Source organism: Pseudomonas azotoformans (assembly GCF_900103345.1).
GTDB lineage: Bacteria > Pseudomonadota > Gammaproteobacteria > Pseudomonadales > Pseudomonadaceae > Aquipseudomonas > Aquipseudomonas azotoformans.
The window spans coordinates 2,003,852-2,027,470 of sequence record NZ_LT629702.1 but is presented as its reverse complement, the minus strand read 5'-3'; the positions used below and the strand labels follow the sequence as shown (position 1 = coordinate 2,027,470).

The window sequence follows — 23,619 nt, the reverse complement described above, 5'->3', positions numbered from 1 at the left end:
TCGGTTCAGATAATAGTCACCATCACGCATCGCAAGTTCTGTTTTTTCCGGAAAAGCGGAAAATCGCCCCATCGAGACGCTGTTCAAGGAAATGCGCGATGAGGACGTTTATTCAGTTGGCTTTGATGGCTCTGATGCTTGGCACGGTGGTCATCAACAACGCGGCAATCGCCGATGATCTGCATACCAGCCATTTGCTACCTATCAACGGTAGCGTAGACTCCCTGCAGCACGCGCAGTCGGTGGGTGTGTTGTTGAGCGACAACACCCGCGACAACCTCAGCTACCTCGAACGCTACCACGACATGGCCTTGAATGGCGCCAAGGATGCCCTCGACGGGCGCATCCGCCAGGCGTTCGTCAACAGTTCCGACCCGGAACTGGCCATTGATTGGTTGATGAGCTCGCTGCAAGGCACTTTTTTGTCGGTGACGGTCTACGACAACCTGGATGCCCTGGTGCAGGCTCACCCCGATGTGGTGGTGATGCTCGATACCCATAACCAACTGCTGACCCAGCGTAACGATGTGGTCGAGGCGCGTTTTATTGCGCGGTTCTATGACGCGAACCTGCAGTACATTGCCCGGGCCGAAGGCTCGGTGCACAAGCAGGTGCCGTCGGTGTGGGTGCATGACAAGGCCGCGCCGGAGATTGCCGCGCAGATCGAGCAGCAGCGTGATGTGCAGCTCGACGCCTTGAAGCAGTTCGATGCCTCGCTCAAAGCGTTAGTCCGTGCCGGTTGATGTGAACCTTTATTGTTTATAGTCAGGAATTTTTCATGCGCGCTTTCTTAGTCCCGGCTTTGGCCATTGCTTCGCTGTCGCTGGTGGGTTGTGTCACCGCCCCAAACGCCCCGAGCCTGACCCTGCAAACCAGCAAGAGTCCGGAAGCCTACGTGCAGTGCGTGCTACCCAAGCTGGAAAAGCACGGGATCACCTCGACCGTCACCCAGAACTCGCGTCACGCCAAAGTGGTGCTGACCAGCAAGATTGCCGCCGATGACGTGCTGGAAGCCTACAAGTCCCAGGAGGGCGGCAAGGTGTTCCTGTATGAGCGCAAGCCGCTGGCGTCGACGATCACGCCGTCGCGGCTTGAGCTGGCGGCAAAGGACTGCCAGTAATCCCAGGCCATACATAAAACCACATGTGGGAGGGGGCTTGCCCCCGATAGCGGTGGATCAGCCAGAGCATCTGTAGCTGACACACTGTTATCGGGGGCAAGCCCCCTCCCACATGTAGATCTATGTATGGCTCAGGGTTTGGCTTCGTTGCTGAAGCTGTTCACTGTCTTGACCAACCCCTGCGCCGCCAACGCCACCAACTCCCCACCTTTTTCTACCGTCGCCAGCGCCGGGTCCGAGCCCATGCGCCCATCCGGGAAGCGCGCGCGGAAGTCCAGCGCCTCGCGGATCGGCCCGGTGTTGGCGATTTGCGGTGAGTAGTCGGCGGTCTTGATCGCGTCCGGGTAGGCCCATTGGGTCACCGCAATTTCCGACGGTGTGGCATGGCTGCCATGACCCACCGGGAATTGGCGCTGGGCCAGGTCGGTCACGCCCTCCAGGTCCCACCAGTTCACCAGCTTCAACGCAAAACCGGCGGGGCGGCGGGCGAAGCTCGCTTCGGCGTACAGCTCGGAAAAGGCCGCTTCAATCGTGGCGATATTGCCGCCATGGCCGTTCAGAAACAGAATCTTCTCGAAACCATGCCCGGCCAGCGAACGCACCCAGTCGCCAATCGCGGCGATAAAGGTGGAAGGGCGCAGGGAAATGGTGCCGGGAAAACCCAAGTGATGCTGGGCCATGCCGATATTGAAGGTCGGGGCGATCAGGATGTCGGCGTTCTGCTGCGCCTCATGGGCGATGATTTCCGGGCACATCCAGTCGGTACCGAGCAGGCCGGTGGGGCCGTGCTGCTCGTTGGAACCGATGGGAACCACCACCGTGCGGCTGCGTTCCAGAAACTGCCCGATCTCGATCCAGGTGGACTTGTGTAGAAGCATGCGGCGCTCTCTTATCTATGGGGACAGGCTATCCGCCACGGATTGTACGACTACTCGCCACCTGTTGGGGTTTGCAATTGAGGTAGGTCGACGACTTCAACCAGCGCTGGTCGGGGTACCACGAAAACATGAACTGCCCATCCTTGAGCTTGTCCACTACCTGGCGGGCGACCTGCGGGCGCACGGCCGGGCAACCCTGGCTGCGACCGATACGGCCTTCGCGCTTGCTCCACAGGGGGCTTACGTAGTCGGCGGCGTGGATCACGATGGCGCGGTCGCGGGCCAGGTCATTGAAACCCGGCTCCAGGCCGTCCATGCGCAACGAGTAACCGTGGGTGCCCAGGTAGCTTTCCTGGGTGCGGAACAAGCCCAGGCTGGACTGGTGGCTGCCTTCCAGGTTGGAGAACTGGGTGGCGAAGTTTTCCCCGGACTTGGCGCCGTGGGCCACCAGGTCGCGCAGTACCAGGGTCTTTTTGCGCAGGTCGAAGATCCATAGCCGACGGGCGGTCGAAGGCTGGGAGTAGTCAATGACCGCCAGGCGTTCGGAACGCTCCTCGCCGTTATTGACCGCGCATTGCACCGCATTCAGGGCGCTTTTGAGTACAGTGGGATTGAGTTCTGGAGCCGAGCGCGCCAGGCTGCTATACAGGGAAGGAGAGGTCGGATTGGCAGCGAGCGCAAAATTGCTCAGCGTAGCCAGCGTCACGGAGATCAAGCCGAGGCGGCGTATAAAAGTCAGCATCTACAAAGTATCCCCCGGTGTGGATTGGAGCCAGGTCAATTGTTCAAAAAACACGCATGTTACTTGAGCATTTGCCTGCTCGTTGCACCATTGGTCGCGACAGCCGACGCGCTGCCGGTCGAGCCGTTGCCGGTGACAACACCTGCGCCGGTCGATCTGGCGCCGGTGCAGCAGGCCTTGGCGCAATTGCCGAGCGTCTGCCCCGGCTTGGCGCCGCAGATTGACGCCGCCGCCCAACTGCGTCTGCAAGCGTTCTACCAACAGCAGGGGAATCTGCCGTTGTGGTCCGCCGACGAGCGCCGGCAAGCCCTGCAATCTCAGTTGCTGATGCTCGCCGATGACGGCCTGGACCCCACCCACTATAGCCTGCCTGCGCCAGATGCCACGGCCAACGTGCTGTGCAGCGACATCGCGACCAGCCAGCACTACCTGCAAGCCCTGCAGGATCTGCACTACGGGCGCCTGCAGCAATCGCGCTTCGAGCCGCTATGGCATTCCCAGCCACCGACCCGCGACCCCAACGTTGAAGTGCTGGCCTTTGCCGCCACCGGCCTGCAAGACATGCCCCAGGCGTTCGATCAGGCACGCCCCAGCGCGGACCTCTACCGCAGCCTGCGCAATGCCTATTCCACCGTGCGCCAGCAACCGCTGCCGCATTGGGACCCGGTCGCCACGGGCCCGCTGCTGCGTCCCGGCATGGAAGACCCGCGCGTTCCGGAACTGGCGCGGCGCCTGCTTGGTGGTGGTTACCTGGCCAAGGCCCCCGGCGGCAAGCAGTACAGCGACGAACTGGTCAAGGCGGTCAAGGCCTTTCAACTGAGCCATTCGTTGCAGGCTGACGGCGTGATCGGCGCCGGTACGGTGGCCGAGCTGAATATCAGTCCGGCGATCCGTCGCGAACAACTGCGCATCAACCTCGAACGCTTCCGCTGGCTGGCCCAGGACCTGGAGCCCGAGGGCGTGCTGGTCAACGTCGCCGCCGCGCAACTGAGCGTTTACCAGAGCGGCATCCCCGTGTGGCAAACCCGCCTGCAAGTGGGCCGCGCCGAGCGCCAGACGCCGTTGCTCAAATCCCGCATCACCCGGTTGACCCTCAACCCCACCTGGACCATCCCGCCCACCATCATGCGCGAGGACAAACTCCCGGCCATCCGCCTCAACCCCGAATACCTGCGCCAGCAGAACCTGCAAGTGCTTGATGCCGAAGGCCACCCGCTGGCGCCGGAACAGATCGACTGGGCGCGCCCGGGCAATATCCTGCTGCGCCAGGAAGCCGGCCCGCGCAACCCGCTGGGCAAGATCGTGATGCGCTTTCCCAACCCGTACTCGGTGTACCTGCACGACACACCGAGCCAACCGCTGTTCACCAAAGGGCCACGGGCATTCAGTTCGGGGTGTGTGCGGGTCGAGCAGCCGCTGCTGTTGCGCGATCTGCTGGTGAGCCCGGCCGAACGCGCGCGCACCGATGAGTTGCTGGCCACCGGCGTGACCCACGAATTCAGGCTGGCCACGCCGGTGCCGGTGTTGTTGAGTTACTGGACGGTGGAGGTCGATCGCCAGGGCGGTCTGGTATATGCGCCGGATATTTATGGGCGAGACCTGGTGTTGATGAAGGCGATGGGGACTACGTTGTAGTGAGCGGGCTTGCTGTGGTGAGCGGGCTTGCCCCGCGTTGGGCTGCGAAGCAGCCCCAGTAAGCCCCCCGCATTTCCCCTGTTAGAATGCATTGCCTGGTTTCAGGGCCGCTTCGCGCCCCAACGCGGGGCAAGCCCGCTCACCACAGCAAGCCCGCTCACCACAACAAGCGCGTTCAGCACAACAAGCCCGCTCACCACAGTGAAGTCATTCGCCAGCGGTGCGAGGTGAGCCTTTCAGAGTATCCTTCAGTTCCCCAATAGGTCGACCACAGGACAACCGATGCTTGTGCCGTTTGTGAAAATGCACGCCCATGGCGACGACTTCATCATCATCGACCGCCGTGGCTTGCACGATCCCATTACCCCACAGATCGCCAGGCGCCTGGGCGACCGTCACACCGGTATCGGTTTCAACCAGCTTGCCGTGGTACTCGACTGCGATGACGCCGCTGCGCGCATCAAGTTCTGGAACCCCAACGGTACGCCGCTGGCGACCTGCGGCAGCGCTACCCGTGGCGTGGCTGATCGCTTGATGCATGAGGCCGCTACGGATTCGGTGCTGTTGCGCACCGACCGCGGCCTGCTGACCTGCGTGCGTGCACCCGGGCGGCAGGTGTCGGTGAACATGGGCGAGCCGTCGTTGGACTGGCGTGCAGTGCCGCTGGCCGAAGCCATGGATACGCTTGTTTTACCTATCGAGGGCGACCCGGCTGCGTGCAGCATGGGCAACCCGCACTGTACGTTTTTCGTGGATGACCTCAGCGCAATCGACGTCGCCGCCGTGGGCCCAGGGCTGGAAAAACATCGCTTGTTCCCGGACAAGACCAATGTGCATTTCGTGCAGGTACTCGACCGCGGCCATATCCGCCTGCGCATCTGGGAACGCGGCGGCGGCGTGCCGCTGGGCTCCGGCTCGTGCTGCTGCGGCGCGGTGGTCAATGGGATTCGGCGTGGTTTGCTGGATGCCACGGTGCAGGTGGAGTGCGACGGCGGTACCGTGACCGTGCACTGGGCGGGTGAGGGCGGTGTGGTGCTGACCGGCAGCGTCGAGCCGGTGATGCAAGGCAGCGCCTATGTACTCTGAAATGTCACGGTAAAGGTAGTGCCGCCGGTAGCACAGGAACTCACCGTCACGTCCCCGCCGTGCACCCTGGCCAACTCGCGCACGATATACAGGCCCAGGCCCACGCTGCGTACATCGCTGCCCTGTTCGGTGCCTCGGGTCATGGGTTCGAACAGCCCGGCCAGCAACGCTTCGGGAATGGCCGCGCCATGGTTGTGTACCGCCACTTCGCAGCCGCCATTATCCAGGCGTGAGGTGATGGTGATCGGTTGCAGCAAGTCGCCATAGGCCACACTGTTGGCCACCAGGTTGCCGATGATCTGCTGCACGCGGTCGGCATCCAGGCAGGCGTCGCCACTGCCCTCGGTGTGATGCTCCAACGTCGCCTTAGGGAACGCTACGCGCAATTCATCCACGGCGCGATGAATCACGCCATGCAAGTCCAGAGGCAATGCCTTGATGGTGATGCCCTGGCCGACCCGGGCCTGGGTGAAGTCCAGCAGGTCGGCGATCATGCGTTGGGCGCGCTCGGACGACTGGCCGATATGCCCCAGCAACTGGCGTTCCTTGGCCGTGCGTTCACTGCGGCTGAGAAAGTCGGAGGCCATGCGGATTGCGGTGAGCGGGTTTTTCAGGTCATGGCTGACAATCGCCACCATCTGCTCGGCGAACAATGCGCGGCGCTGGGAAATCGCATAGGCCTCGCGCAACTCGGCCTGGGCTTGCTGCAAGGCCAGTTCGGTGGCGGTTTTTTCCTGCAACAGCGCTTCGGCCAGGTTTCGTGCATTGAGCAGCTCGCGTTCGTACTTGTCGCGGTCGGTGGTGCCGAACAGGGCCAGGTCGTACACCGCGACGTCGGCCTGCTCGCGCTTGTTGCCGTTGAGCAGCACGGTGATCTTGTGGCCGTCACGGTGCAGCATGTCCAGCTTCACCTCGTTGACACTGCCATGCATGCGCAACATGGGCGCCAGGTGGGTCTGGTGGAAGATCCGCCCGCCCATGGTCAGCAGGTCCTGGAAGCGTTTGCCGCACAACTCGGTGGTGCTGAGCCCCAGCCATTCGCTGAAGCGGGTGTTGGCTTGCAGGATCGTGCCGTCTTCCGAGGTAACGGCCAGCGCGCAGGCGGCGCTGTCGAACAATTCAGCTGGCACGTGCAGTTGCCCAAGGTACCAGGAACGCGTCCATGGCCGCCGCGCAAGCCTGGGGCGCGCTCATGTGCGGGCAATGGCCGACGTTGTCCACCAGGCGATAGGTGCTGTTGGGCAACACGCTGTGCAGGTATTCGCCGACAGCCACCGGGGCGATCAGGTCATCGGTCGACTGCAGGATCAGCACCGGGGTGGTCAGGCCGATCACATCCTGGCGGTTGTCCGACATAAAGGTCACCCGTGCGAACTGCTTGGCGATATCCGGCTCGGTGCGGCAGAAACTCTCGGTCAGTGCTTCGCCCAGCGCGGGTTGATCAGGTGCGCCCATGATCACTGGGGCCATGGCGCTGGACCAGCCGAGGTAGTTGCTGTCGAGGGTGTCGAGCAGGTCGTCGATATCGCTGCGTTTGAAACCACCAACATAGCCGTCGTCATCGATATAGCGCGGCGACGGGCCGATCATCACGTGGGCGGCGATACGCCCCGGAGCCAGGCGGTCGGCGAGGGTGCCGATCATCGCGCTGACCGAGTGACCCACCAGAATCACCGGGCCGACGGCATGGGCGTCGATAATCTGATTGAGGTCCCGGGCATAGCCGTCCAGCGTGCTGTACTTGTCTTTGTCGTACGCGCTCAGGTCAGACAGGCCGGCGCCCACCAGGTCGTACAGCACCACACGAAAACGCTCGAGGAAATCCGGCGCCAGGTAGTTCCACATGGCCTGGTTGCAGCCAAAACCATGGGAGAACACCAGGGTCGACGTGCCGGTGCCCATCACATTGACGTTGTTGCGCTGACGTAGATCCATGGATTTCCCGGTTATGGCGTATTGCTATGTATCCGCGCAGTTTAGATAGTCAACGCCGTGGGGTCACGCGTTATAGCGTTGATAAGGTAAAGTCGGCGCCTTCAGGAAGAAACTTCAGGTAACAAAGCATGATGGCGATTTTGCGGCAATCGATCCTGGGCCTGATGGCGCTGGCGCTTATCGGTCTGTTGAGCACTGCCCACGCGGAGGATTCGCCCATCGGTGTGGCCCTCGACCAGCGGGTGATCGACCTCACCAACACCCTGGACGCCGCCACCGCCACCCGTCTGAAAAACCAGCTGGCGGACCTTGAACAGCGCAAAGGCGCGCAAGTGGCTGTGCTGCTGGTGCCCACCACGGGTGGTGCGAGTATCGAGGACTACGCCAATCAGCTGTTCCGTGCCTGGAAGCTGGGACGCAAGGACATCAACGACGGCATCCTGCTGGTGGTGGCCAAGGACGACCGCAAGGTGCGCATCGAGGTGGGCTATGGCCTGGAAGGCACAGTGACCGACCTGCTGGCCCATCGCATCATCGAAGAACACATCACGCCGGCGTTTCGCCAGGGCGATTTCGCCGGCGGCGTCTCCCAGGGCGTGAACGACCTGGTGGTGCTGGTGGACGGTGGTGACTTGCCCGCGATTGCGGGGCCGGGGCTCAATCCGCAGTTCATTGCGATACTGCTGGCGTTTGTCATCGGCGCCATCGGCGGTGTGCTCATCGCCGCCGGCAAGCTGCATTGGCGCCGCGCGTTGATTGCCACCTCGGTGGTGACGGTGCTCCTGACGATCTATGGCGGCGGGCGCGATTGGCCGATGTACCTGTTTGTCGTGCCGCTGACGTTGCTGATCGGCGGCGCCACGTTCGGCGCACTGTGGCTGGCGCGTGCGGTGTTCTACAGCGTGTTGGGACTGCTGGCGTACATCGTCGGAGTGCTGGTGGTGAACCACTTCGTCGAGGTCAATTTCGTCCATTGGCTGGTGTGGCCGTTTGGCGGCGCCTTGGTACTGGGGTTATACGTGGGGCTGTTTTTCGTCATCCGTGAATCCTGGAAAAAACGCCCGCGCTTTTTCATCTTGCGTGTGTTGGCGGTGCTGGCGGTCTATGTGGCCGTGGGGGTGTTGCTGGGGCAGGGTTACCAGGGCTGGATAGTGGCGATACCGGCCGCGTCGATCGTGGCGTTTATTGTGTTTATCCAAAGTATTTCCGAGGGCGGCTCGGGGTCTGGCGGAGGTTCCGGCTCAAGCTCCGGAAGCTCCCGTTCCAGTTCCAGCAGCAGTTCATCGGGCGGCGGTGGTTCCAGTGGCGGCGGCGGGGCGTCAGGGAGCTGGTAAAACATCACAGCGCCTTAGACAGAAACACCCGGCTGCTGCCGTCCGGTTCGCATGGGATCTCGCCAAAACGCACCCAGCCGTGCTTCTCGTAAAACCCCGGCGCTTGAAAACTGAGGGTGTACAGCACTGCGTGGCGACAGCCGCGGCGCCGGGCTTCATCTTCAAAGGCGTGCAGCAACTGACTGCCAAGACCCACCCCGCGCAGGGTGTCGGGCAGATGAAACAGATCGAGAAACGCCGTGCCCAGCGTGGTTTTGCCGGTGAGACCGCCAAGGATTTGCCGGGTGTCGGGATCCTTGACCAGCACCGCCAGCAAGCGCCGGTCGTTATAGCCCGTGATGGCCTCATTGAACGCCGCCAAGCCGGCGCCGAGGACACGCTCGGCGTCGGGGTTGGGCTGGTCGCTGACTTCAATGTAGTGGGCTGTCATCACGGGTTCTCGTCTGGCTTATGCGCGTTGCCATCCTCCCATGTTATCGGCCTTGATCTCAAAATCTATTGGTTCGCGGTACGGATCTCCCAGCGGCGTATGTTGCCCTTTGCCCGCCGCCTGGGTGGGTTGCCAGCTTTGCGTATTGGGGTCGAACACTTCGGCATCGTCGCCGGCGGTGTCATCCAGGGGGTTGTGGCGTGGCTGGTCGTTGTCGATGTGTGTTGCCAGCGCTTGATAGGCAGCGGTGTAAGGGTTGAAGCCGTTGATTGAAGACATGGCAATACCTCTCTGATAGTGAAAAAAACCAACCCGTCAGCACTTGTCTGGCGGGTTGCATCAGAGGCTACAGAGCTTGCAAAGGCTGTTCAATCAGGCGGTTTTCGGCGGATGTAACGGGGTGAAACCGCTACCGGGTGCACTCATGCAATGGCTTGTGTGGCTGTACGACACGTCCCGTTTTTTTGCTTGTCGATGCAGGCGAAATGTCAGAGAGGGTGCACTTAGATCAGGTATTTGCATGCTGAAATATATCGGCGTCTTTTACTGCCCGTGATTGGCTTACGTCCGGACACACAAGTGCCGCCATGACCCTGAGGTCTAGAACACCATCACCATCTCATGCCACGCCATGCCACCGTGATCCGATGGCGACGGCTGCACATACTGGTAACCCATGCGCTCATACAGCGGCACATGCTGTTCCTTGCACATCAGGTGAATCGTCTGCTTGCCCATGCCGCGCATGCGCTGCACAAACTCGGTCATCAGTATTCTCGAATAGCCCTTGCCCTGGTGCGCCGGGTCGACCACCACCGACATGATCACCACATTCGGCGCGTCGGCCGAGTGGCCCACCAACTCCTTGAACGCTTCATCTGACATCACCACCTTGTGGGCGCAGCCGCCGTTGATGAAACCCACCACTTCGCCAGCCGCTTCCAGGATCAGAAAACCTTGCGGGTACTGCGCAATACGCGTGGCGATCTTTTCCAGGGTGGCGGCTTCGTCGCCTTCGTAGGCGCTGATCTCGATTTCAAAGCAACGGGCGGCGTCGGCGGGGAGGGCGTTGCGCAAGGTGAGGATGGACATGGGGTTTCCTGGGGTGTGACTGAAAGGTGACATATTAGGTATCAGGCAAGCGCATAGCCACAGGTGGGTATATCAATGGGCGTTTTCTACGCCTTCATGACGAAGCGTCTGAGCAAACTGTTCCTTGAAGCGGTTGATCTTCTGTTGAAGCTCGGAGGTATAGGTACCGTCAGGACCATCCGGTCTGAAGTCGAATTTGATCGGATAGCCGTTCTCCGGTGTTTGGAAATTAGCATGTTCCGGGCTGCCAACCTCCGCATTCGGAAATGCCATGCCCATCGCTTCGGCGATCCTGAAGGCAATGTTCATGGTTTTATCGACATCGCTCGCCCTGACCAGTACCTCGATTTTTTCCCTGGCGGTAGGCGCGGTGTTGACGGTGTTCTGAAGTGCGCCAACCTGTGACTGAGAGGCAACGGTTGACGCCGATAGAGGTTGAAACTGAATAGCAGACATTCGGGAACTCGCTGATGGAGGTTGATGGAACGGTTCAATACAAGCCACGCTTTGTGGCTGTACGTACGCGTCTGGTTCCAATTGCAACGGGTGCATCAAACTCCACCCAGCCACGTCCCTCCCTCCATCCGCCGCTTATAAGCACTGTCCCGACTCGCCAACCAGAAGTACAACGGCGACGTCACCACCAACCCCACCACCCAGGACAGGTCCGCCCCGTTGATATGCGCCGAAATCGGCCCGACATACAGCGGCGTGTTCATGAACGGAATCTGCACCACGATCCCCACTGCATACGCCAGCAACGCCTGTGGGTTGTAGCGTCCGTAAATCCCGCCGTCCACGCGGAAGATCGAGGCAATGTCGTACTTGCCCTTATGGATCGCATAGAAGTCGATCAGGTTGATCGCCGTCCATGGCACCAGCACCACCAGCAGCACCAGCACCATGTCGACGAAGTGGCCGATGAAGTCCTTGGAGGCAAACACCGCGGCAATCGCACAGGCCGCCAACACCAGGATCGAGATCACCGCGCGGCTTTTGGCGGTGGGAATCCAGCTGTATGCAAAGGTCTGCACCAGGGTGATGATCGACAGCACGGCACCATACAAATTGAGCGCGTTGTGGCTGATCACGCTGAGCAAAAACAGCACCAGCATCAACGGGCCGATGGCGCCGGTGGCGAGTTTGACGGCGTCCATGGTGTCCATGCCGACCGGGGTGGCGAGCACGGCGACGGCGCCGAAGATGAACGACAGGCTGGAGCCCAGGGCCGAGCCGAGGTAGGTGGTCCAGAAGGTGGAGGCGACCGGCACATCGGCCGGCAGGTAGCGCGAGTAGTCCGAAACGTAGGGCGCGAATGCGATTTGCCACAGCGCCGCCAGGGACACCGTTGCCAGCCAACCGGAGATGTTGAATTCACCACGGGTCAGGAAATCTGTGGTCTGTACGTGGGTGAAGATATAGCCGAACCCCAACACGATCCCGGCGCCCAGCACCCAGGTGCCGATGCGGTTGAGCACGTGGATGAAGCGGTAGCCGATGATGCCGATGATGCCGGAGCCGATGGCGCCGATCACGATGCCCACTGGCACGGGCACGGCGTCGACCACGCCGTGCAGGGACTTGCCCGCCAGCACGATGTTGGAGGCGAAGAAGCCGACATACATCACGCCGGCAATCACCACCACCAGCAGGGCACCGAGCGAGCCGAACTGGGCGCGGCTCTGGATCATTTGCGGGATGCCCATCTGCGGGCCCTGGGCCGAGTGCAGCGCCATCAACACGCCGCCAACCAGGTGGCCGACGAGGATCGCGACGATGCCCCAGAGCAGGTTGAGGTGGAACAGTTGCACACCCAGCGCCCCCGTGACGATCGGCAACGGCGCGATGTTGCCGCCGAACCACAGGGTGAACAGGTCTCTGACCTTTCCATGGCGGTCTTCCGGGGGCACGTATCCAATCGTGTGTTTTTCGATAAGCGGGGCGGAGGATGTTGCAGTGGTAACCATGACGAGCTCCAAGGCAAGGTGAGTACGTTGACGTACTTCGCTGTGCGCCACCTGCGCGGCGCTTTGTTGTTGGAGTGATCATCTGCAATGGGCGCGGGGAGGTAAATTAGTAAGTTTGTTGCTATAGACCTTAAAAAATATAGCTCGCGTCTTGTCGCGCTCCGGTATGTTGCCTACACCTGATTGACGGGCGAAGTCCCACGTTTCTGGAGGTCCCGATGGCTGCCTACAACCTGCGCCAGCTCAGATATTTCGTCACCACCGCCGAGTGCGGCAGCGTCGCCGAGGCGTCGCGCAAGCTGTATATCGCGCAGCCGTCGGTATCCACGGCGATCAAGCAGCTGGAAGACAGCTTTGGCGTGCAGCTGTTTATCCGTCATCACGCCCAGGGCGTGTCGCTGACACCCAGCGGCGCACGCTTTTACCGCAAGGCGCTGGAGCTGCTGCGGGTGGCCCACGAGTTCGAGCAGAACGCCCTGGCGGACAATGACGTGGTGGCGGGGCAGATCGATATCGGCTGCTTTGAAACCGTGGCGCCGCTGTACCTGCCGCGCCTGATCGCCGGCTTCAAGGCGCGTTGGCCGGGGGTGGAAATCCGTATCCGCGATGGCGAACAACAGGAGCTGGTGCAGGCGCTGACGGCGGGCAGTATCGACGTGGCCATGCTCTTTGAGCACGACCTTGGCGCGACTATCGAAACCACACCGCTGATGCCGCCGCAGCAACCTTACGCGCTGCTGCCGGCTGATCACCGCTTTGCGCAGCAGGCCAAGGTCTCGCTGGCAGACCTGGTGCTGGAACCGATGATCCTGCTGGACGTGTTGCCCAGCCGCACCTACTTCGTGAGCATCTTTGAAGAGCGCGGGCTGACGCCGAATATCGTGTTCAGCTCGCCGTCAATCGAAATGGTGCGGGGCATGGTGGGGCGGGGGTTCGGGTTTTCGATTCTGGTGACCAAGCCGTTCACCGAGTACACCTATGACGGGCAAAAGGTCGTGTGTGTGCCGTTGGCCGAGACCGTCACCGGTTCCGGCCTGTCTGCGGTGTGGCTGCGGCGGGCGCCGTTGACCAAGCCGGTGCAGCTATTTGTCGACTACTGCCGGGAAGAACTCGCCCGAATCCTTGGCTAAATCCAGGCACGCCTTGCTTTTGTAGTGAGCGAGCTTGCCTCGCGCGGGGCAAGCCCGCTCACTACAAAACCAAGCGCTTACCAGGCTCTGCATGAATCCAAGTGCTCAAGCGCGAACAGACGCCAACATCCGCCCCAACATCGCATCACACCCCGCCAGTTGCTCCACCGTCACAAACTCATCCGGCTTATGCCCCTGGTCCATGCTGCCCGGCCCGCACACCACCGTGGGAATGCCCACTGCATCAAACAACCCGCCTTCGGTCCCAAACGCCACCGTGCCGAACTCCTTCGAACCGGAAAACGCCGCAATCCACTGCGCCGCCTGGCTGCGTTCATCGGTGACCAACCCGGGGTACGCCGACAGCTCGGTAAACCGAATCGCACTCTGCGCGCTCACCGCCTGCATGCGTGGCAGCACCTGCTGCTCGGCATACGCCTTCAATTCGTCCGCCACCTCGGACGGGTCCTGCGACGGTAACGCGCGCACCTCGAAATCAAACCGGCAATCCGCTGGCACGATGTTGAGGGCCTTGCCGCCACTGATCACCCCGGTCTGCACCGTGCTGAACGGCGGGTCAAACCGCGCATCCTGGGTATCGCGCAGTCGCTGCCCAATCCGCCCCAGTTCACCGATCAACTCGGCGGCATGTTCAATCGCATTCACGCCATACGGTGCATAGGCCGAGTGGCACGCCTCGCCATGCACATCACAGCGCATCGCCAGCTTGCCCTTGTGCCCGAGCACCGGCTTGAGTTCGGTGGGTTCGCCGATGATGCACAGCATGGGTTTGACCGGGCGTTGCTCCAACACTGCGAGCAACGAACGCACACCCAGGCAACCGACTTCTTCGTCATAGGACAGGGCGATGTGCACCGGCACCCGCAGCGGCGCTGCAACCAGTGCCGGCACCAGCGCCAGCACGCAGGCGATATAGCCCTTCATATCGGCGGTGCCGCGGCCAAACAGCTTGCCATCGCGCTCGGTCAACTCGAACGGCGGCACCGTCCAGGGCTGGCCGTCCACCGGCACTACATCGGTATGCCCCGACAGCACAATGCCGGGCAACTCTACCGGGCCGACGCTGGCAAACAGGTTGGCCTTGCTGCGTTCCTCGTTGTAGATCAACTCGCTGGCCACCCCGAAACCGGCCAGGTAATCGCGTACAAACTCGATCAGTTGCAGGTTGGATTCACGGCTGGTGGTGTCGAACGCAACCAGCGATTGCAGCAGTTCGCGGCTGGTGCTCATCGGTCATCTCCGGCCACGCCGTAGCCGGGCGAACGGTCCGGGGCGAGGGCGCGGTCGATGTAGTCCTGCACCTGCGGACGGTAGGCGTCCCAGAGCGTTTGCAGTGCGAGGATCGGTTGCTCATCGGCCCAATCCACGCGCAGGTTGATGATCGGCCAGGTCAATTCGCCCACCACCACCAGCGCGGCCGAATGCACCGGGCCGGCTTCGCCGCCGGCGGCAATCGCGGCGTGCATGGCCGCCAGCAGTCGGTCGGCCAGTTGGCCTTCACCTTGCTCGAAAGCAGTGACCATCGCCTCGATCACCGCGCGGTCGGCCAGCATGTTGCCCGCCGCCACGCACTGTTCGCCCGACACCGCGTGGTGAGTGCCGAGGGTTTCGCTGCCGCTGAAATGCACGCTGCGCCCCAGGTGATCAATCGCCGTCAGTTGCCGGTACTGGCTGTAGCCGTTGCTCGTCAACGCCTTGTCGATGGCCTCAGCTGGGGCCAAGCCCTGTTCCAGCAAATCAAGCACGTCCGGGCCCAGGGCCGGCAGGGTGATGTTCTGGGTCGACACCGCGCCCACACCCGGCCGCAGCCATGGGCAGCGGGCGCCTACGGCAATGCTCGAGGAGCTGATGGCGATGCCTAGCTGCCCGGTCTCGGCACAACGGGCGACGATTGAAAAGGTCATGGTGGCGCTCCTTATTCGGGAATAACCGCGATTACATCGATTTCCATCAGCCACTGCGGCTGGCCGAGCGCCGACACCACCAGCCCGGTGGAAATCGGGAACACGCCCTTGAGCCACTTGCCGACCTCTTGGTACACCGGTTCGCGGTAGCGCGGGTCGATCAGGTAGGTGGTGGTCTTGACGATGTGGCTGAGGTCGCTGCCGGCTTCTTCCAGCAGTTGCTTGACGTTTTTCATCGCTTGCTCGGCCTGGGCGCGTGGGTCGCCAAGGCCGATCAGGTTACCGTCGAAATCGGTGCCGACCTGGCCGCGCACGTACACGGTATTGCCGGCGCGCACGGCCTGGCACAGGTCGTTGTCGAGGCTCTGGTTGGGGTAGGTTTCTTTCGTGTTGAACATGCGGATACGGGTGTGAGTAGGCATCAGGAAAACTCCGGCAATAAGGCTCAGGCGTTGACAGGGGATGGGCGAACCACCGGGGCGGCTTCGCGGTATTCGAGGTATTGACGCTGAATGGCGATGTGGTCGGCCACGTATTTGGCGTCGTGCCACACCCCCCAGATAAACGACGAGCCACGGCGCGACTGCCACGGCAAACCGAGGAAGTAGATCCCGGCTTCGGTGGAGACCCCGCGCTGGTGCGCTGGCTTGCCGGCGGCGTCGAAGGCATCGACTTTCAGCCAGCTGTAGTCCACGGCAAAGCCAGTGGCCCAGATGATCGAAGTGATGCCGGCCGCGGCCAGGTCCAGCTCCAGGATCGGCTGCTTGATGCACTCGGCGTCGGGGAACACACGACGGGCTTCGGGTTCCAGGGGCAAGTCCAGGCCGTTGCGCTCGATGTAGGCATCGGCGGCATCCAGCAGGGCCAGGTAGTTTTCATCGCCGCGTGCCAGGTTCTCCACCAGGTTCGGCTGGAAGGTGGCGACGTTGCCATTGAACGCCTGGGTCAGGCCAACCAGGGTCATGCCTTGCTGGGCCAGCTCGCGGAAGTCGATGGTCTTGCCGCCGTGTGCGCCGCTGACGGCAATGGTCACGTGCTCGCGGCCGGGCTTCATCGCCGCTTGGTCCCACTCGCCCAGCACCCCCAGCCACCAGCAGAAATCGCGGTTGCGGTAGGCGCGGGGCGGGCGGTCGTGGGGGCCGACCGAGAGGTACACCTGGCGCCCGGAGCGCTGCAATTCATCGGCAATCTGCACGCCGGATGAGCCGGCGCCCACCACCAGCACGGCACCGGCCGGCAGTTGCGCGGGGTTGCGATAGTCGGCGGAGTGGATCTGATGCAACGCGCTGTCTTTAGGTGCGATGGCCGGAATCACTGGCTTCTGGAACGGCCCGGTCGCGGCCACCACGCGGTTGGCTTCGATCACCCCTTCACTGGTGTGCACGGTGAAGCCGGGGCGACCGACATTGCGTACCACCGACAGTACGTCGACGCCGGTACGGATCGGCGCGTTGAACTTGCGCGCGTAGGCTTCAAAGTAATCGGCCACGCGCTCCTTAGGCGCAAACCCGTCCGGGGCGACGGTATCGAATGCCAGGCCGGGAAAGCGGTCGTGCCACGCCGGGCCGTTGGCCACCAGCGAATCCCAGCGCCCGGTGCGCCAGCGCTCGGCGATGCGGCTGCGCTCCAGCACCATGTGTGGCACGCCTTGCTTGCTCAGATGTTCGCTCATGGCCACGCCAGCTTGGCCGGCGCCCACCACCAGCGTGTCTGTTTTTGTGAGTGTTTCAGTCATGTCTCTGTCCTTGCGTAATGCAGTTGGATTCAGCGTTGGCATGACCTCAAGGTAGGGGGAGGGGGGGTATAAATAAAATATTATTAAGCTGGGAAGTGAGCATAAATATCGGATGCAGAGGGCTGCAGAGCGTCACAACAATGTGCCAATCTGCTTGGCCCTTCACCTCAGGCCCAGCCCATGCCCAACATCCGTGTGATGACCCCAGCCGACTACGACGCCGTCCTCGCCCTGATGCAAGACACCCCTGGCATCTCCCTGCGCGACGCCGACTCCCGCGAGGCCACCGAGCGCTACCTGGCGCGCAATCCCGAGATGAGTTTTGTCGCCGAAGCCGACGGCCGATTGATCGCGTGCGTGATGTGCGGCCACGACGGGCGTCGCGGTTACCTGCAACACCTGCTGGTAGTGCCGGACTTTCGCCGCCGAGGCATCGCCCAGGCGCTGACACAGCGCTGCCTGGACGCGTTGGAGCAGTTGGGCATCTACAAATGCCACCTTGACGTGTTCAAGACCAACAGCAGCGCCGCCCAGTATTGGCAAGGCCAGGGCTGGAAATTGCGTACTGATATCGACCGCTACTCCTTCACCCGCACAGGCGACGAAAACGCCTAGAACTCCCCGGAATACTTGACCGCAGCCGCCGCCCGCGAGGGCACACCTAGCGTACGCAGCAGCGACGACACATGGATGCGCACGGTAAACGGCGAGATATCCAGGGCCTTGGCGATTTCCTTGTTGGTCTTGCCCTGGGCGATCAGGCGCAGCACGTCTTGCTGGCGGGCGGTGAGGGTATGGGTGTCCAGCGGAAGCAGGCCGGAGGGGGCGAACCTGACCAGTACTTCGCCTTCGCGGATCGCCAGCAGCGCCTGGCCGATCTCGTCGGGGGCAATGTTCTTGCCGATGAAGCCGTCCACGCCCAGGGCCATCACCTGATCGATCAATGCCGGGTCGTCCACCATCGACACCACGACCAGCGTGGTGCGCCGTAGTTGCTGGCGCAGTTCGATCAGTTGGCTCATGCAGGTCAGGCCGGGGAAGCGCAGGTCGAGGATCAGCGTGTCGATCTCGCCGCCTTCGTGGATCAGCGTGAGCACACCGTCGAGGTCGCCGGCTTCCTGCACCACGGCCTCCGGCAGCAGACGCTGCACGGTGCGCAGCATGCCTTCGCGGAACATCGGGTGGTCATCGGCGATGATGATACGGCCGGTCATGGGGGTGCTCCTCCCTGGGGCAAGGTTGTGCCGTTGCATGCTACCTTACCACCGTGCCTAGGGCCTGCCTGCGGTGCGTTAAGGAATTGATGACTGCCGCACAAGGACGTAAACCCATGAGTCTTGAGACTAACTCCGAACTCGACCAGGCCAACCTGCGCATCGTGGTCGCCAGCATTGCAATCGTCTACATCGGTGCATTGGGCTTCCTGCCGGGACAGTCGGTGAACACCTACGTGCCGGTGATCCTGTATATCTTCCTGTTCCTGCTCGCCTCCATTGCCTTGCGCCAAGTAATCGTGCGCTGGCCGGGGCATTACCCGGCACGGCGCATCTTCGGCATGATCCACGACTACACCGGCACCTCGTTCGGCATGGTGGTGGGCGGTGAAGCGGCGTTGCCGTTGTATGCAGTGATGGTGTGGGTCAACCTGGGCAACGGCATGCGCTACGGCTCGCGCTACCTGGCGATCGCCACGGCGCTGGCCTTGCTGGCGCTGCTGATCGTGTATCGGCTGACGCCGGTGTGGCAGGCACAACCCTTCATGGTGCTGATGCTGATGATCACCAGCACGGTGATCCCGGTGTACGCGCATATCCTGCTGGAGCGCACGCGCAAGGCCTCCGAGCAGGCCATCGCCGCCAACCTGGAGAAATCGCGTTTCCTTGCCCAGGCCAGCCATGACCTACGCCAACCCATTCACTCCATCGGCCTGTTCACCGCCTGCCTGCGCGAAGCCCGGCTGGGTGATGAAGAGCGGCGCCTGGTGGATAACATCGACCGTTCGCTGCTCAACGTATCGCAATTGTTCCGTTCCATTCTCGACCTCTACACCCTCGACAACGGTCGCCTGTTGCCCAAGTACCAGGCCGTGCACCTGGGCGAGTTCCTTGCCGACCTGGTACGCCAGAACGCCGAGGCCGCCCGTTGGGCCGGGGTGGAACTGCGCCTGCGGCCCTGCACGCATTGGGTGCTGGTCGACCCTGCGCTGCTGGCGACCATGGTGCAGAACGTGTTGTCCAACTGCTTCAAATATGGCGCGCAACGACCTGTGCTGATCGGCGTGCGCATTCGCGACGGCGGCTTGGCGGTGGAGATTCATGACCGGGGGCGGGGGATTGCCGAGGAGCATCTGTCAAATGTCTTCGAGGAGTTTTATCGGGTACGCCACCTGCGTGACAAAGACGTCGAAGGCGTCGGCCTCGGGCTGTCCATCGTCAAGCGCCTGGGGCAGTTGATGGGGGTGCAAGTTGGCCTGCGCTCACGGGTGGGCCATGGTACTTCTGTAAGCCTGTATGGCTTGACCCTGGCCACCGCGCCACGCGCCACGGCACCGCGCGACGACACGCGCCAGGCCGGGCTGCTGACCGGGTTGAAGGTGTGCCTGGTGGAAGATGACCACAACGTGCTGCTCGCCACCCAGGCCCTGCTGGAGCGCTGGGGTTGCGCGGTGCAGGCGGAGTCTTCGGGGCGTGATCTGGTCAGCGATTGCGACATCATCGTCGCCGACTATGACTTGGGCAACCACGCCACGGGTATCGAATGCATCGATGCCCTGCGCCAGCAACGCGGCTGGGCCGTCCCTGCGCTGATTCTCACCGGGCACGACGTGGAGAGAATCCAGGCCGCCTTGCACGACCGCCAGATCGCGATCCTCTCCAAGCCTGTGCGTCCCGCCGAACTGCGCGGGACCTTGCGCGACCTGAGCCAGCAGGCGGTTACTGGGTGAAGCCCTGTAGTGCGTTGCCGCGTGCACCTTTGGGTTGGCAGTAGGCCGCAGGTTTCATCATGCCAAAGCTGGCTACGGCAAACATGCCGCCGCTGGCACCGCTGGGCACCGAGCAGTTGTACTCGCCGGAGGCGGCACTGGCGACATAGTAGGTGGTCATCGAGTCGCTGCGCACATTGGAAATACGCTTGACCGGTTCGCCCAGGTTGGTCTCCGACAGCGTCTTGAGGTGATCTTCGGTGGGCTTGATGTTGCTGCAGCCGGCCACGCCGATGATCAGGGCGCCCAACAGGGTGAGGCGGGTAACGGAGGGTTGCAGTTTCATGGTGCTTCTTCCTTGGGGTTGTTATGGTTTTTCCAGCGCACAACACGCCCACGCGCAATAGCTGCACGGTGCCTGGGGAACGTTGGAAGTGCCGGGGAATATAGCGCCGCAGGGAGGAGGGGTCGATTAGCACAAGTGTGCTAATGGCACGATGATTTCATGGAAGGAGTGGGAAATGCTGGAGATAACACGCGCAACCCCGCGAGATGCCCAAGTGGCATTCGACATACGTTTGCAGGCCATTCGCAGCCAGTGCATAGGCGCATACACGCGCGAGCAAATGCTGCTGTGGACGCGAGGTAAGGCCGAGGATGGTTATAGCGCGCTGATGGATAAACCGTTTTACCTGGGGTGGCTGAACGGTAGGGCGGTCGTCACTGGAATGCTTGACCCGGACAACAACGAAGTCGGCGCATTGTTCGTATTGCCAGAGTACACCGGACGCGGCTATGGCAAGGCGATGCTTGATCACCTTGAGCGCGTTGCGCTGGAACTGGCGATCGAAGCAGTGGTGCTGGATGCGACGTTGAACGCAGCAAGTTTCTACCAGGCGTGTGGATATGTAGGGGATGAGCAGGCGATTTATCACTCGCCGTCAGGATTGGAATTGGCCTGTATTCCGATGACAAAACGCTTGGGTTGCTGAGCGCTTTTCAGCGCTGCCAGCTGAAAGCTGAACGCAGTCGAGCAATCACTTGCTCGACTGACGCCCCCTGGATCGACGGTGGCGTAGTGCTCTCTCCAAACTCCCGCCAGACAAACAGGGTCAACTCGGCCCCATCGGTCTGCGCCAGCTGCGCAGTGCCAAAGCGCTGCAACAGCCGATAACGCTCATCCCGCCAGAACGCTGCTTCCACCCAGTCATACACCGGGATGAAATGAAAGTGCAGCGGGAAGCCCGGCATGTGCCCATACCGGCTGATGTACAGCCATTTCGGCTTCAGCTGCGCCTCCATTACCCGTTGGACCTTCGCGAGCAATCCTCCCAACTCGGCCAGCGCCGGTTCCGGCATGTCAGCCAGGGAGTGGATCGGTGCCTTGGCCCCCAGCATCAGGTAGCCGGGCAACGCAGATGCCAGATGATGGTTTAGCCGCCAGTGTTCGGTTTCGTGAAGGATGTAGGCAGGGTCGATCTGCATAAGCGCATCCATGGGAGTGGTGCGGGCAGCATACCTGATGGAAAGCCATCGCTCGTCGACGGGCATCGGGGCGAAGCTGTTTAGTGTGGACTGAGGCGCACGATCAGCTTGCCGAAGTTGCGCCCCTCCAGCAGCCCGATAAACGCCTCGGGTGCCTGGGCCAGTCCGTCGACAATATCCTCGCGCCATTTGAGTTTGCCTTCGGCGATCCATTGCGCGGCCTCTTGCAAGAATGTGTCCTGCTGCTGATCGACAAACTCGGTCTGGATAAAGCCGCGCACGGTCAGGCTTTTGGCGAGGATGTCATGCATTGTTGCCGGCAGCCGGTCGCACGCTGCTTCTTGAAGGGCGCCATCGTTGTAATGGGCGATCAGCCCGCACACGGGTACGCGGGCAAAATTATTGAGCAGCGGTCGCACGGCATCCCAGACAGGCCCGGCGACGTTCTCAAAGTACACGTCGATACCATGGGGGCACGCCTTGGCCAACTGCTCGGCAAAGTCCGGGGCGCGGTGGTCAATAACCGCATCAAAGCCCAGGTCGTCTTTCACGAATGCGCACTTGTCCACTCCACCGGCAATGCCCACGGCACGAGCACCGTGCAGTCGGGCGATCTGGCCGACCACTGAGCCGACTGCACCGCTGGCTGCTGCAACGACTACCGTGTCGCCGGGTTTGGGTTTGCCGATGTTGAGCAGGCCGGCGTAGGCGGTAAAACCCGGCATGCCCAGCACGCCGAGGGCGGTGGTCAGCGGTGCGATGTTCGGGTCCAGGCGGCGCAGGTCTTGCCCGTCAGACAACGCAAAGCGCTGCCATCCGGCGTAGGCCAATACACAATCACCTTCGTGCCAGTCGGCGTGACGTGAGTATTTGATACGCGCCACGGTGCCGCCCACCATCACTTCACCGATACCCACCGGTTCGGCATACGATTTGGCGGCACTCATGCGCCAGCGCATGTAAGGGTCGAGGGACAGGTAAAGGTTTTCCAGCAGCACCTGTCCATCGACCGGCTCGGGGATCGGTGTGTATTCGAGGCGAAAGTCGCTGGTTTTCGGGCGGCCATCGGGACGAGCGGCCAATACGATGCGCGGATTGCGGGTGTTATCCATGATGTTTCTACTCACTGATTGAACAGGCTGAGCAGCGTAGTCATACGGTGGATATCAAGGTAGGCTGATAGCAATTGATTCAGAGTTATGCCAAACATGATATCCGATGCGTTCGAACCCTATTTGCTGCGCACTTTTGTCGCGGTATGTCATCACGGCAGCCTCAGTGGCGCCGCCCAACAGGCGGGCAGGGCGCAATCGGCACTGAGTGCGCAGATTCGCCGGTTGGAAGAGTTACTGGGGCAACGCCTGTTGCGTCGAACCGGGCGTGGTGTGGTGCCGACCACCGAGGGCGAACTGTTGCTCAGCTATGCCACACGCATCCTGGCGTTGGGCGAAACGGTGGCGACGCGTTTGAAGGAGCGTACGGTGATGGGCACGGTGCGCGTCGGTCTGTCGGAGGACGTCGCCGTCTCGGCGTTGCCAGCCGCCCTGGGCCGTTTACGCCGTGCCAGCCCCCATGTGCACATGGATATCACCGTGGACCACGGCGATGCGCTCGCTGAGCGCTGGCACGATGGCTTGCTCGACGTGGCCATTGGTGTGAGCTCGGTATTTGCCGCCGACCCCGTGCATACCTGGAACATGCCGTTGTATTGGGTGTGCGGCATCGATGATGAGATCGACCCGGCGCTGGCGTTGGAGGTGATCGTGTACGCCGAGCCTTGCGCGTGGCGGCGCCTGATGTTCGACGCGTTGTTGAGTGCCGGCCGCGATTTCCGGGTGACCGTCACCAGCCCGAACATCGGCGTGATCATGGCGGCCGTGGAAAGCGGGCTGGGTGTCGCGTTGCTACCCGCCGAAAATATCCGTCCGGACACCATGCGTGTGATTGCGCTGGGCCCCAGCGACAGCCCTGGGTTAAGCGTCAACTATGGATTGTTCGCGGTGCAGCGCCAGACCGACAGCATTCGCGCGACGGTCGAACTGCTGAGTGAGAGTTTTCACCAGATGACGCAGCCAAGGAGCGTTGGCCTGATCCCTTGCGATACATCCCACCCAACGCCCGCGCCAAGCCGATAAAACTCTCGTTTGGTGGGGTGAACGGGCTTGCCCCGCGCTGGGCTGCGAAGCAGCCCTAAAACCATCC

27 protein-coding genes are annotated in these 23,619 nt (G+C 62.0%); 10 read left to right on the top strand and 17 right to left on the bottom strand.

Annotation, left to right across the window (positions count from 1 at the left end):
- Window positions 1-98: 98 nt before the first annotated feature.
- Entirely contained in the window at window positions 99-743 is a 645-nt protein-coding gene (locus tag BLR69_RS08610) for an ATPase (protein WP_071493302.1), read from the top strand.
- Between the two features lie 35 nt (window positions 744-778).
- The gene (locus tag BLR69_RS08605; RefSeq protein WP_071493301.1) at window positions 779-1,120 is read left to right on the top strand and encodes a hypothetical protein; all 342 of its coding nucleotides are present in this window, start codon (window positions 779-781) and stop codon (window positions 1,118-1,120) included.
- Between the two features lie 131 nt (window positions 1,121-1,251).
- Here the strand turns inward: BLR69_RS08605 and BLR69_RS08600 are convergent, their stop codons facing one another.
- Window positions 1,252-1,998 (bottom strand): creatininase family protein, encoded by a 747-nt coding sequence (locus BLR69_RS08600; RefSeq protein ID WP_071493300.1) that lies wholly within the window; start codon window positions 1,996-1,998, stop codon window positions 1,252-1,254.
- Between the two features lie 28 nt (window positions 1,999-2,026).
- Complete coding sequence (locus BLR69_RS08595) at window positions 2,027-2,740, bottom strand: murein L,D-transpeptidase catalytic domain family protein (RefSeq protein ID WP_071493299.1); 714 nt, start codon at window positions 2,738-2,740, stop codon at window positions 2,027-2,029.
- A 39-nt stretch (window positions 2,741-2,779) separates the two neighbouring features.
- Here BLR69_RS08595 and BLR69_RS08590 point away from each other — a divergent pair, with 39 nt between their 5' ends.
- Together BLR69_RS08590 and dapF are read left to right on the top strand one after the other, a co-directional pair.
- Window positions 2,780-4,375, top strand: a complete 1,596-nt coding sequence (locus tag BLR69_RS08590) for a L,D-transpeptidase family protein (protein WP_071493298.1) — start codon at window positions 2,780-2,782, stop codon at window positions 4,373-4,375.
- Window positions 4,376-4,657: 282 nt separating this feature from the next.
- Window positions 4,658-5,461: a diaminopimelate epimerase gene (gene dapF / locus BLR69_RS08585; protein ID WP_071493297.1), complete on the top strand. Its 804-nt coding sequence runs from the start codon at window positions 4,658-4,660 to the stop codon at window positions 5,459-5,461.
- Here dapF and BLR69_RS08580 read toward each other — a convergent pair.
- On the bottom strand, window positions 5,449-6,591 hold the full coding sequence (locus BLR69_RS08580; RefSeq protein WP_071493296.1) for a PAS domain-containing sensor histidine kinase: 1,143 nt from the start codon (window positions 6,589-6,591) through the stop codon (window positions 5,449-5,451). The two genes, dapF and BLR69_RS08580, sit on opposite strands and share 13 nt — an antisense overlap.
- The gene (locus tag BLR69_RS08575; RefSeq protein ID WP_071493295.1) at window positions 6,581-7,396 is read right to left on the bottom strand and encodes an alpha/beta fold hydrolase; all 816 of its coding nucleotides are present in this window, start codon (window positions 7,394-7,396) and stop codon (window positions 6,581-6,583) included. The genes BLR69_RS08580 and BLR69_RS08575 overlap by 11 nt, the downstream gene beginning before the upstream one ends.
- Window positions 7,397-7,524: 128 nt before the next feature.
- On the opposite strand from BLR69_RS08575, the gene BLR69_RS08570 reads away from it, so the two are divergent.
- Window positions 7,525-8,730, top strand: coding sequence for a TPM domain-containing protein (locus BLR69_RS08570; RefSeq protein WP_071493294.1), 1,206 nt, complete (start codon window positions 7,525-7,527; stop codon window positions 8,728-8,730).
- Window positions 8,731-8,734: 4 nt separating this feature from the next.
- Here BLR69_RS08570 and BLR69_RS08565 read toward each other — a convergent pair whose 3' ends face one another.
- The 5 genes from BLR69_RS08565 to BLR69_RS08545 form a co-directional block, all read right to left on the bottom strand.
- Complete coding sequence (locus BLR69_RS08565) at window positions 8,735-9,160, bottom strand: GNAT family N-acetyltransferase (RefSeq protein WP_071493293.1); 426 nt, start codon at window positions 9,158-9,160, stop codon at window positions 8,735-8,737.
- 18 nt (window positions 9,161-9,178) lie between these two features.
- Entirely contained in the window at window positions 9,179-9,439 is a 261-nt protein-coding gene (locus tag BLR69_RS08560; RefSeq protein WP_071493292.1) for a hypothetical protein, read from the bottom strand.
- A 321-nt stretch (window positions 9,440-9,760) separates the two neighbouring features.
- Entirely contained in the window at window positions 9,761-10,252 is a 492-nt protein-coding gene (locus BLR69_RS08555; protein WP_071493291.1) for a GNAT family N-acetyltransferase, read from the bottom strand.
- 72 nt (window positions 10,253-10,324) lie between these two features.
- Window positions 10,325-10,708 (bottom strand): hypothetical protein, encoded by a 384-nt coding sequence (locus tag BLR69_RS08550; RefSeq protein ID WP_071493290.1) that lies wholly within the window; start codon window positions 10,706-10,708, stop codon window positions 10,325-10,327.
- A gap of 95 nt (window positions 10,709-10,803) precedes the next feature.
- Window positions 10,804-12,219 carry a purine-cytosine permease family protein gene (locus tag BLR69_RS08545; RefSeq protein ID WP_071493289.1) on the bottom strand — a complete coding sequence of 472 codons (1,416 nt, stop codon included), beginning with the start codon at window positions 12,217-12,219 and terminating at the stop codon, window positions 10,804-10,806.
- Between the two features lie 218 nt (window positions 12,220-12,437).
- Between BLR69_RS08545 and BLR69_RS08540 the strand changes: the two genes are divergently transcribed.
- Window positions 12,438-13,349 carry a LysR substrate-binding domain-containing protein gene (locus BLR69_RS08540; RefSeq protein WP_016976118.1) on the top strand — a complete coding sequence of 304 codons (912 nt, stop codon included), beginning with the start codon at window positions 12,438-12,440 and terminating at the stop codon, window positions 13,347-13,349.
- Between the two features lie 105 nt (window positions 13,350-13,454).
- Here the strand turns inward: BLR69_RS08540 and argE are convergent, their stop codons facing one another.
- From argE to BLR69_RS08520, 4 genes are read right to left on the bottom strand one after another with little or no spacing between them, the layout of a single operon-like run.
- Window positions 13,455-14,600: an acetylornithine deacetylase gene (argE, locus tag BLR69_RS08535; RefSeq protein ID WP_071493288.1), complete on the bottom strand. Its 1,146-nt coding sequence runs from the start codon at window positions 14,598-14,600 to the stop codon at window positions 13,455-13,457.
- A complete protein-coding gene (locus BLR69_RS08530; RefSeq protein ID WP_071493287.1) occupies window positions 14,597-15,274 on the bottom strand; it encodes a DUF1028 domain-containing protein in 678 nt (225 codons plus the stop codon). The genes argE and BLR69_RS08530 overlap by 4 nt, the downstream gene beginning before the upstream one ends.
- An 11-nt stretch (window positions 15,275-15,285) precedes the next feature.
- Window positions 15,286-15,696: a RidA family protein gene (locus BLR69_RS08525; protein ID WP_003207327.1), complete on the bottom strand. Its 411-nt coding sequence runs from the start codon at window positions 15,694-15,696 to the stop codon at window positions 15,286-15,288.
- 23 nt (window positions 15,697-15,719) lie between these two features.
- Window positions 15,720-17,051, bottom strand: a complete 1,332-nt coding sequence (locus tag BLR69_RS08520; RefSeq protein WP_371858637.1) for a flavin-containing monooxygenase — start codon at window positions 17,049-17,051, stop codon at window positions 15,720-15,722.
- 138 nt (window positions 17,052-17,189) lie between these two features.
- On the opposite strand from BLR69_RS08520, the gene BLR69_RS08515 reads away from it, so the two are divergent.
- On the top strand, window positions 17,190-17,624 hold the full coding sequence (locus BLR69_RS08515) for a GNAT family N-acetyltransferase (protein WP_071493285.1): 435 nt from the start codon (window positions 17,190-17,192) through the stop codon (window positions 17,622-17,624).
- Here the strand turns inward: BLR69_RS08515 and BLR69_RS08510 are convergent.
- Window positions 17,621-18,223, bottom strand: a complete 603-nt coding sequence (locus BLR69_RS08510; protein WP_071493284.1) for a LuxR C-terminal-related transcriptional regulator — start codon at window positions 18,221-18,223, stop codon at window positions 17,621-17,623. The genes BLR69_RS08515 and BLR69_RS08510 overlap by 4 nt on opposite strands.
- A 116-nt stretch (window positions 18,224-18,339) precedes the next feature.
- Between BLR69_RS08510 and BLR69_RS08505 the strand changes: the two genes are divergently transcribed.
- The gene (locus tag BLR69_RS08505) at window positions 18,340-19,953 is read left to right on the top strand and encodes an ATP-binding response regulator (protein WP_071493283.1); all 1,614 of its coding nucleotides are present in this window, start codon (window positions 18,340-18,342) and stop codon (window positions 19,951-19,953) included.
- On the opposite strand, the gene BLR69_RS08500 is transcribed toward BLR69_RS08505, so the two are convergent.
- Window positions 19,943-20,278: a hypothetical protein gene (locus tag BLR69_RS08500; protein ID WP_071493282.1), complete on the bottom strand. Its 336-nt coding sequence runs from the start codon at window positions 20,276-20,278 to the stop codon at window positions 19,943-19,945. The genes BLR69_RS08505 and BLR69_RS08500 overlap by 11 nt on opposite strands.
- 175 nt (window positions 20,279-20,453) lie before the next feature.
- Here BLR69_RS08500 and BLR69_RS08495 point away from each other — a divergent pair, with 175 nt between their 5' ends.
- Window positions 20,454-20,924 (top strand): GNAT family N-acetyltransferase, encoded by a 471-nt coding sequence (locus BLR69_RS08495; protein ID WP_071493281.1) that lies wholly within the window; start codon window positions 20,454-20,456, stop codon window positions 20,922-20,924.
- A gap of 7 nt (window positions 20,925-20,931) precedes the next feature.
- On the opposite strand, the gene BLR69_RS08490 is transcribed toward BLR69_RS08495, so the two are convergent.
- The gene (locus BLR69_RS08490) at window positions 20,932-21,417 is read right to left on the bottom strand and encodes an HIT family protein (RefSeq protein WP_071493280.1); all 486 of its coding nucleotides are present in this window, start codon (window positions 21,415-21,417) and stop codon (window positions 20,932-20,934) included.
- A gap of 80 nt (window positions 21,418-21,497) precedes the next feature.
- Window positions 21,498-22,529, bottom strand: coding sequence for an NADP-dependent oxidoreductase (locus BLR69_RS08485; protein ID WP_071493279.1), 1,032 nt, complete (start codon window positions 22,527-22,529; stop codon window positions 21,498-21,500).
- An 87-nt stretch (window positions 22,530-22,616) separates the two neighbouring features.
- Here BLR69_RS08485 and BLR69_RS08480 point away from each other — a divergent pair, with 87 nt between their 5' ends.
- Window positions 22,617-23,552, top strand: a complete 936-nt coding sequence (locus tag BLR69_RS08480) for a LysR family transcriptional regulator (RefSeq protein WP_076955274.1) — start codon at window positions 22,617-22,619, stop codon at window positions 23,550-23,552.
- The last annotated feature ends 67 nt before the right edge of the window (window positions 23,553-23,619 follow it).

What these genes read in the sequence shown, in the direction of transcription:
- BLR69_RS08610 (WP_071493302.1), top strand. Translation starts at nt 99, where the DNA reads ATGAGGACGTTTATTCAGTTGGCTTTGATGGCTCTGATGCTTGGCACG.
- BLR69_RS08605 (WP_071493301.1), top strand. Translation starts at nt 779, where the DNA reads ATGCGCGCTTTCTTAGTCCCGGCTTTGGCCATTGCTTCGCTGTCGCTG.
- BLR69_RS08600 (WP_071493300.1), bottom strand. Translation starts at nt 1,998, where the DNA reads ATGCTTCTACACAAGTCCACCTGGATCGAGATCGGGCAGTTTCTGGAA.
- BLR69_RS08595 (WP_071493299.1), bottom strand. Translation starts at nt 2,740, where the DNA reads ATGCTGACTTTTATACGCCGCCTCGGCTTGATCTCCGTGACGCTGGCT.
- dapF (WP_071493297.1), top strand. Translation starts at nt 4,658, where the DNA reads ATGCTTGTGCCGTTTGTGAAAATGCACGCCCATGGCGACGACTTCATC.
- BLR69_RS08575 (WP_071493295.1), bottom strand. Translation starts at nt 7,396, where the DNA reads ATGGATCTACGTCAGCGCAACAACGTCAATGTGATGGGCACCGGCACG.
- BLR69_RS08570 (WP_071493294.1), top strand. Translation starts at nt 7,525, where the DNA reads ATGATGGCGATTTTGCGGCAATCGATCCTGGGCCTGATGGCGCTGGCG.
- BLR69_RS08565 (WP_071493293.1), bottom strand. Translation starts at nt 9,160, where the DNA reads ATGACAGCCCACTACATTGAAGTCAGCGACCAGCCCAACCCCGACGCC.
- BLR69_RS08560 (WP_071493292.1), bottom strand. Translation starts at nt 9,439, where the DNA reads ATGTCTTCAATCAACGGCTTCAACCCTTACACCGCTGCCTATCAAGCG.
- BLR69_RS08555 (WP_071493291.1), bottom strand. Translation starts at nt 10,252, where the DNA reads ATGTCCATCCTCACCTTGCGCAACGCCCTCCCCGCCGACGCCGCCCGT.
- BLR69_RS08550 (WP_071493290.1), bottom strand. Translation starts at nt 10,708, where the DNA reads ATGTCTGCTATTCAGTTTCAACCTCTATCGGCGTCAACCGTTGCCTCT.
- BLR69_RS08545 (WP_071493289.1), bottom strand. Translation starts at nt 12,219, where the DNA reads ATGGTTACCACTGCAACATCCTCCGCCCCGCTTATCGAAAAACACACG.
- BLR69_RS08540 (WP_016976118.1), top strand. Translation starts at nt 12,438, where the DNA reads ATGGCTGCCTACAACCTGCGCCAGCTCAGATATTTCGTCACCACCGCC.
- argE (WP_071493288.1), bottom strand. Translation starts at nt 14,600, where the DNA reads ATGAGCACCAGCCGCGAACTGCTGCAATCGCTGGTTGCGTTCGACACC.
- BLR69_RS08530 (WP_071493287.1), bottom strand. Translation starts at nt 15,274, where the DNA reads ATGACCTTTTCAATCGTCGCCCGTTGTGCCGAGACCGGGCAGCTAGGC.
- BLR69_RS08525 (WP_003207327.1), bottom strand. Translation starts at nt 15,696, where the DNA reads ATGCCTACTCACACCCGTATCCGCATGTTCAACACGAAAGAAACCTAC.
- BLR69_RS08520 (WP_371858637.1), bottom strand. Translation starts at nt 17,051, where the DNA reads ATGCCAACGCTGAATCCAACTGCATTACGCAAGGACAGAGACATGACT.
- BLR69_RS08515 (WP_071493285.1), top strand. Translation starts at nt 17,190, where the DNA reads ATGCCCAACATCCGTGTGATGACCCCAGCCGACTACGACGCCGTCCTC.
- BLR69_RS08510 (WP_071493284.1), bottom strand. Translation starts at nt 18,223, where the DNA reads ATGACCGGCCGTATCATCATCGCCGATGACCACCCGATGTTCCGCGAA.
- BLR69_RS08505 (WP_071493283.1), top strand. Translation starts at nt 18,340, where the DNA reads ATGAGTCTTGAGACTAACTCCGAACTCGACCAGGCCAACCTGCGCATC.
- BLR69_RS08500 (WP_071493282.1), bottom strand. Translation starts at nt 20,278, where the DNA reads ATGAAACTGCAACCCTCCGTTACCCGCCTCACCCTGTTGGGCGCCCTG.
- BLR69_RS08495 (WP_071493281.1), top strand. Translation starts at nt 20,454, where the DNA reads ATGCTGGAGATAACACGCGCAACCCCGCGAGATGCCCAAGTGGCATTC.
- BLR69_RS08490 (WP_071493280.1), bottom strand. Translation starts at nt 21,417, where the DNA reads ATGCAGATCGACCCTGCCTACATCCTTCACGAAACCGAACACTGGCGG.
- BLR69_RS08485 (WP_071493279.1), bottom strand. Translation starts at nt 22,529, where the DNA reads ATGGATAACACCCGCAATCCGCGCATCGTATTGGCCGCTCGTCCCGAT.
- BLR69_RS08480 (WP_076955274.1), top strand. Translation starts at nt 22,617, where the DNA reads ATGCCAAACATGATATCCGATGCGTTCGAACCCTATTTGCTGCGCACT.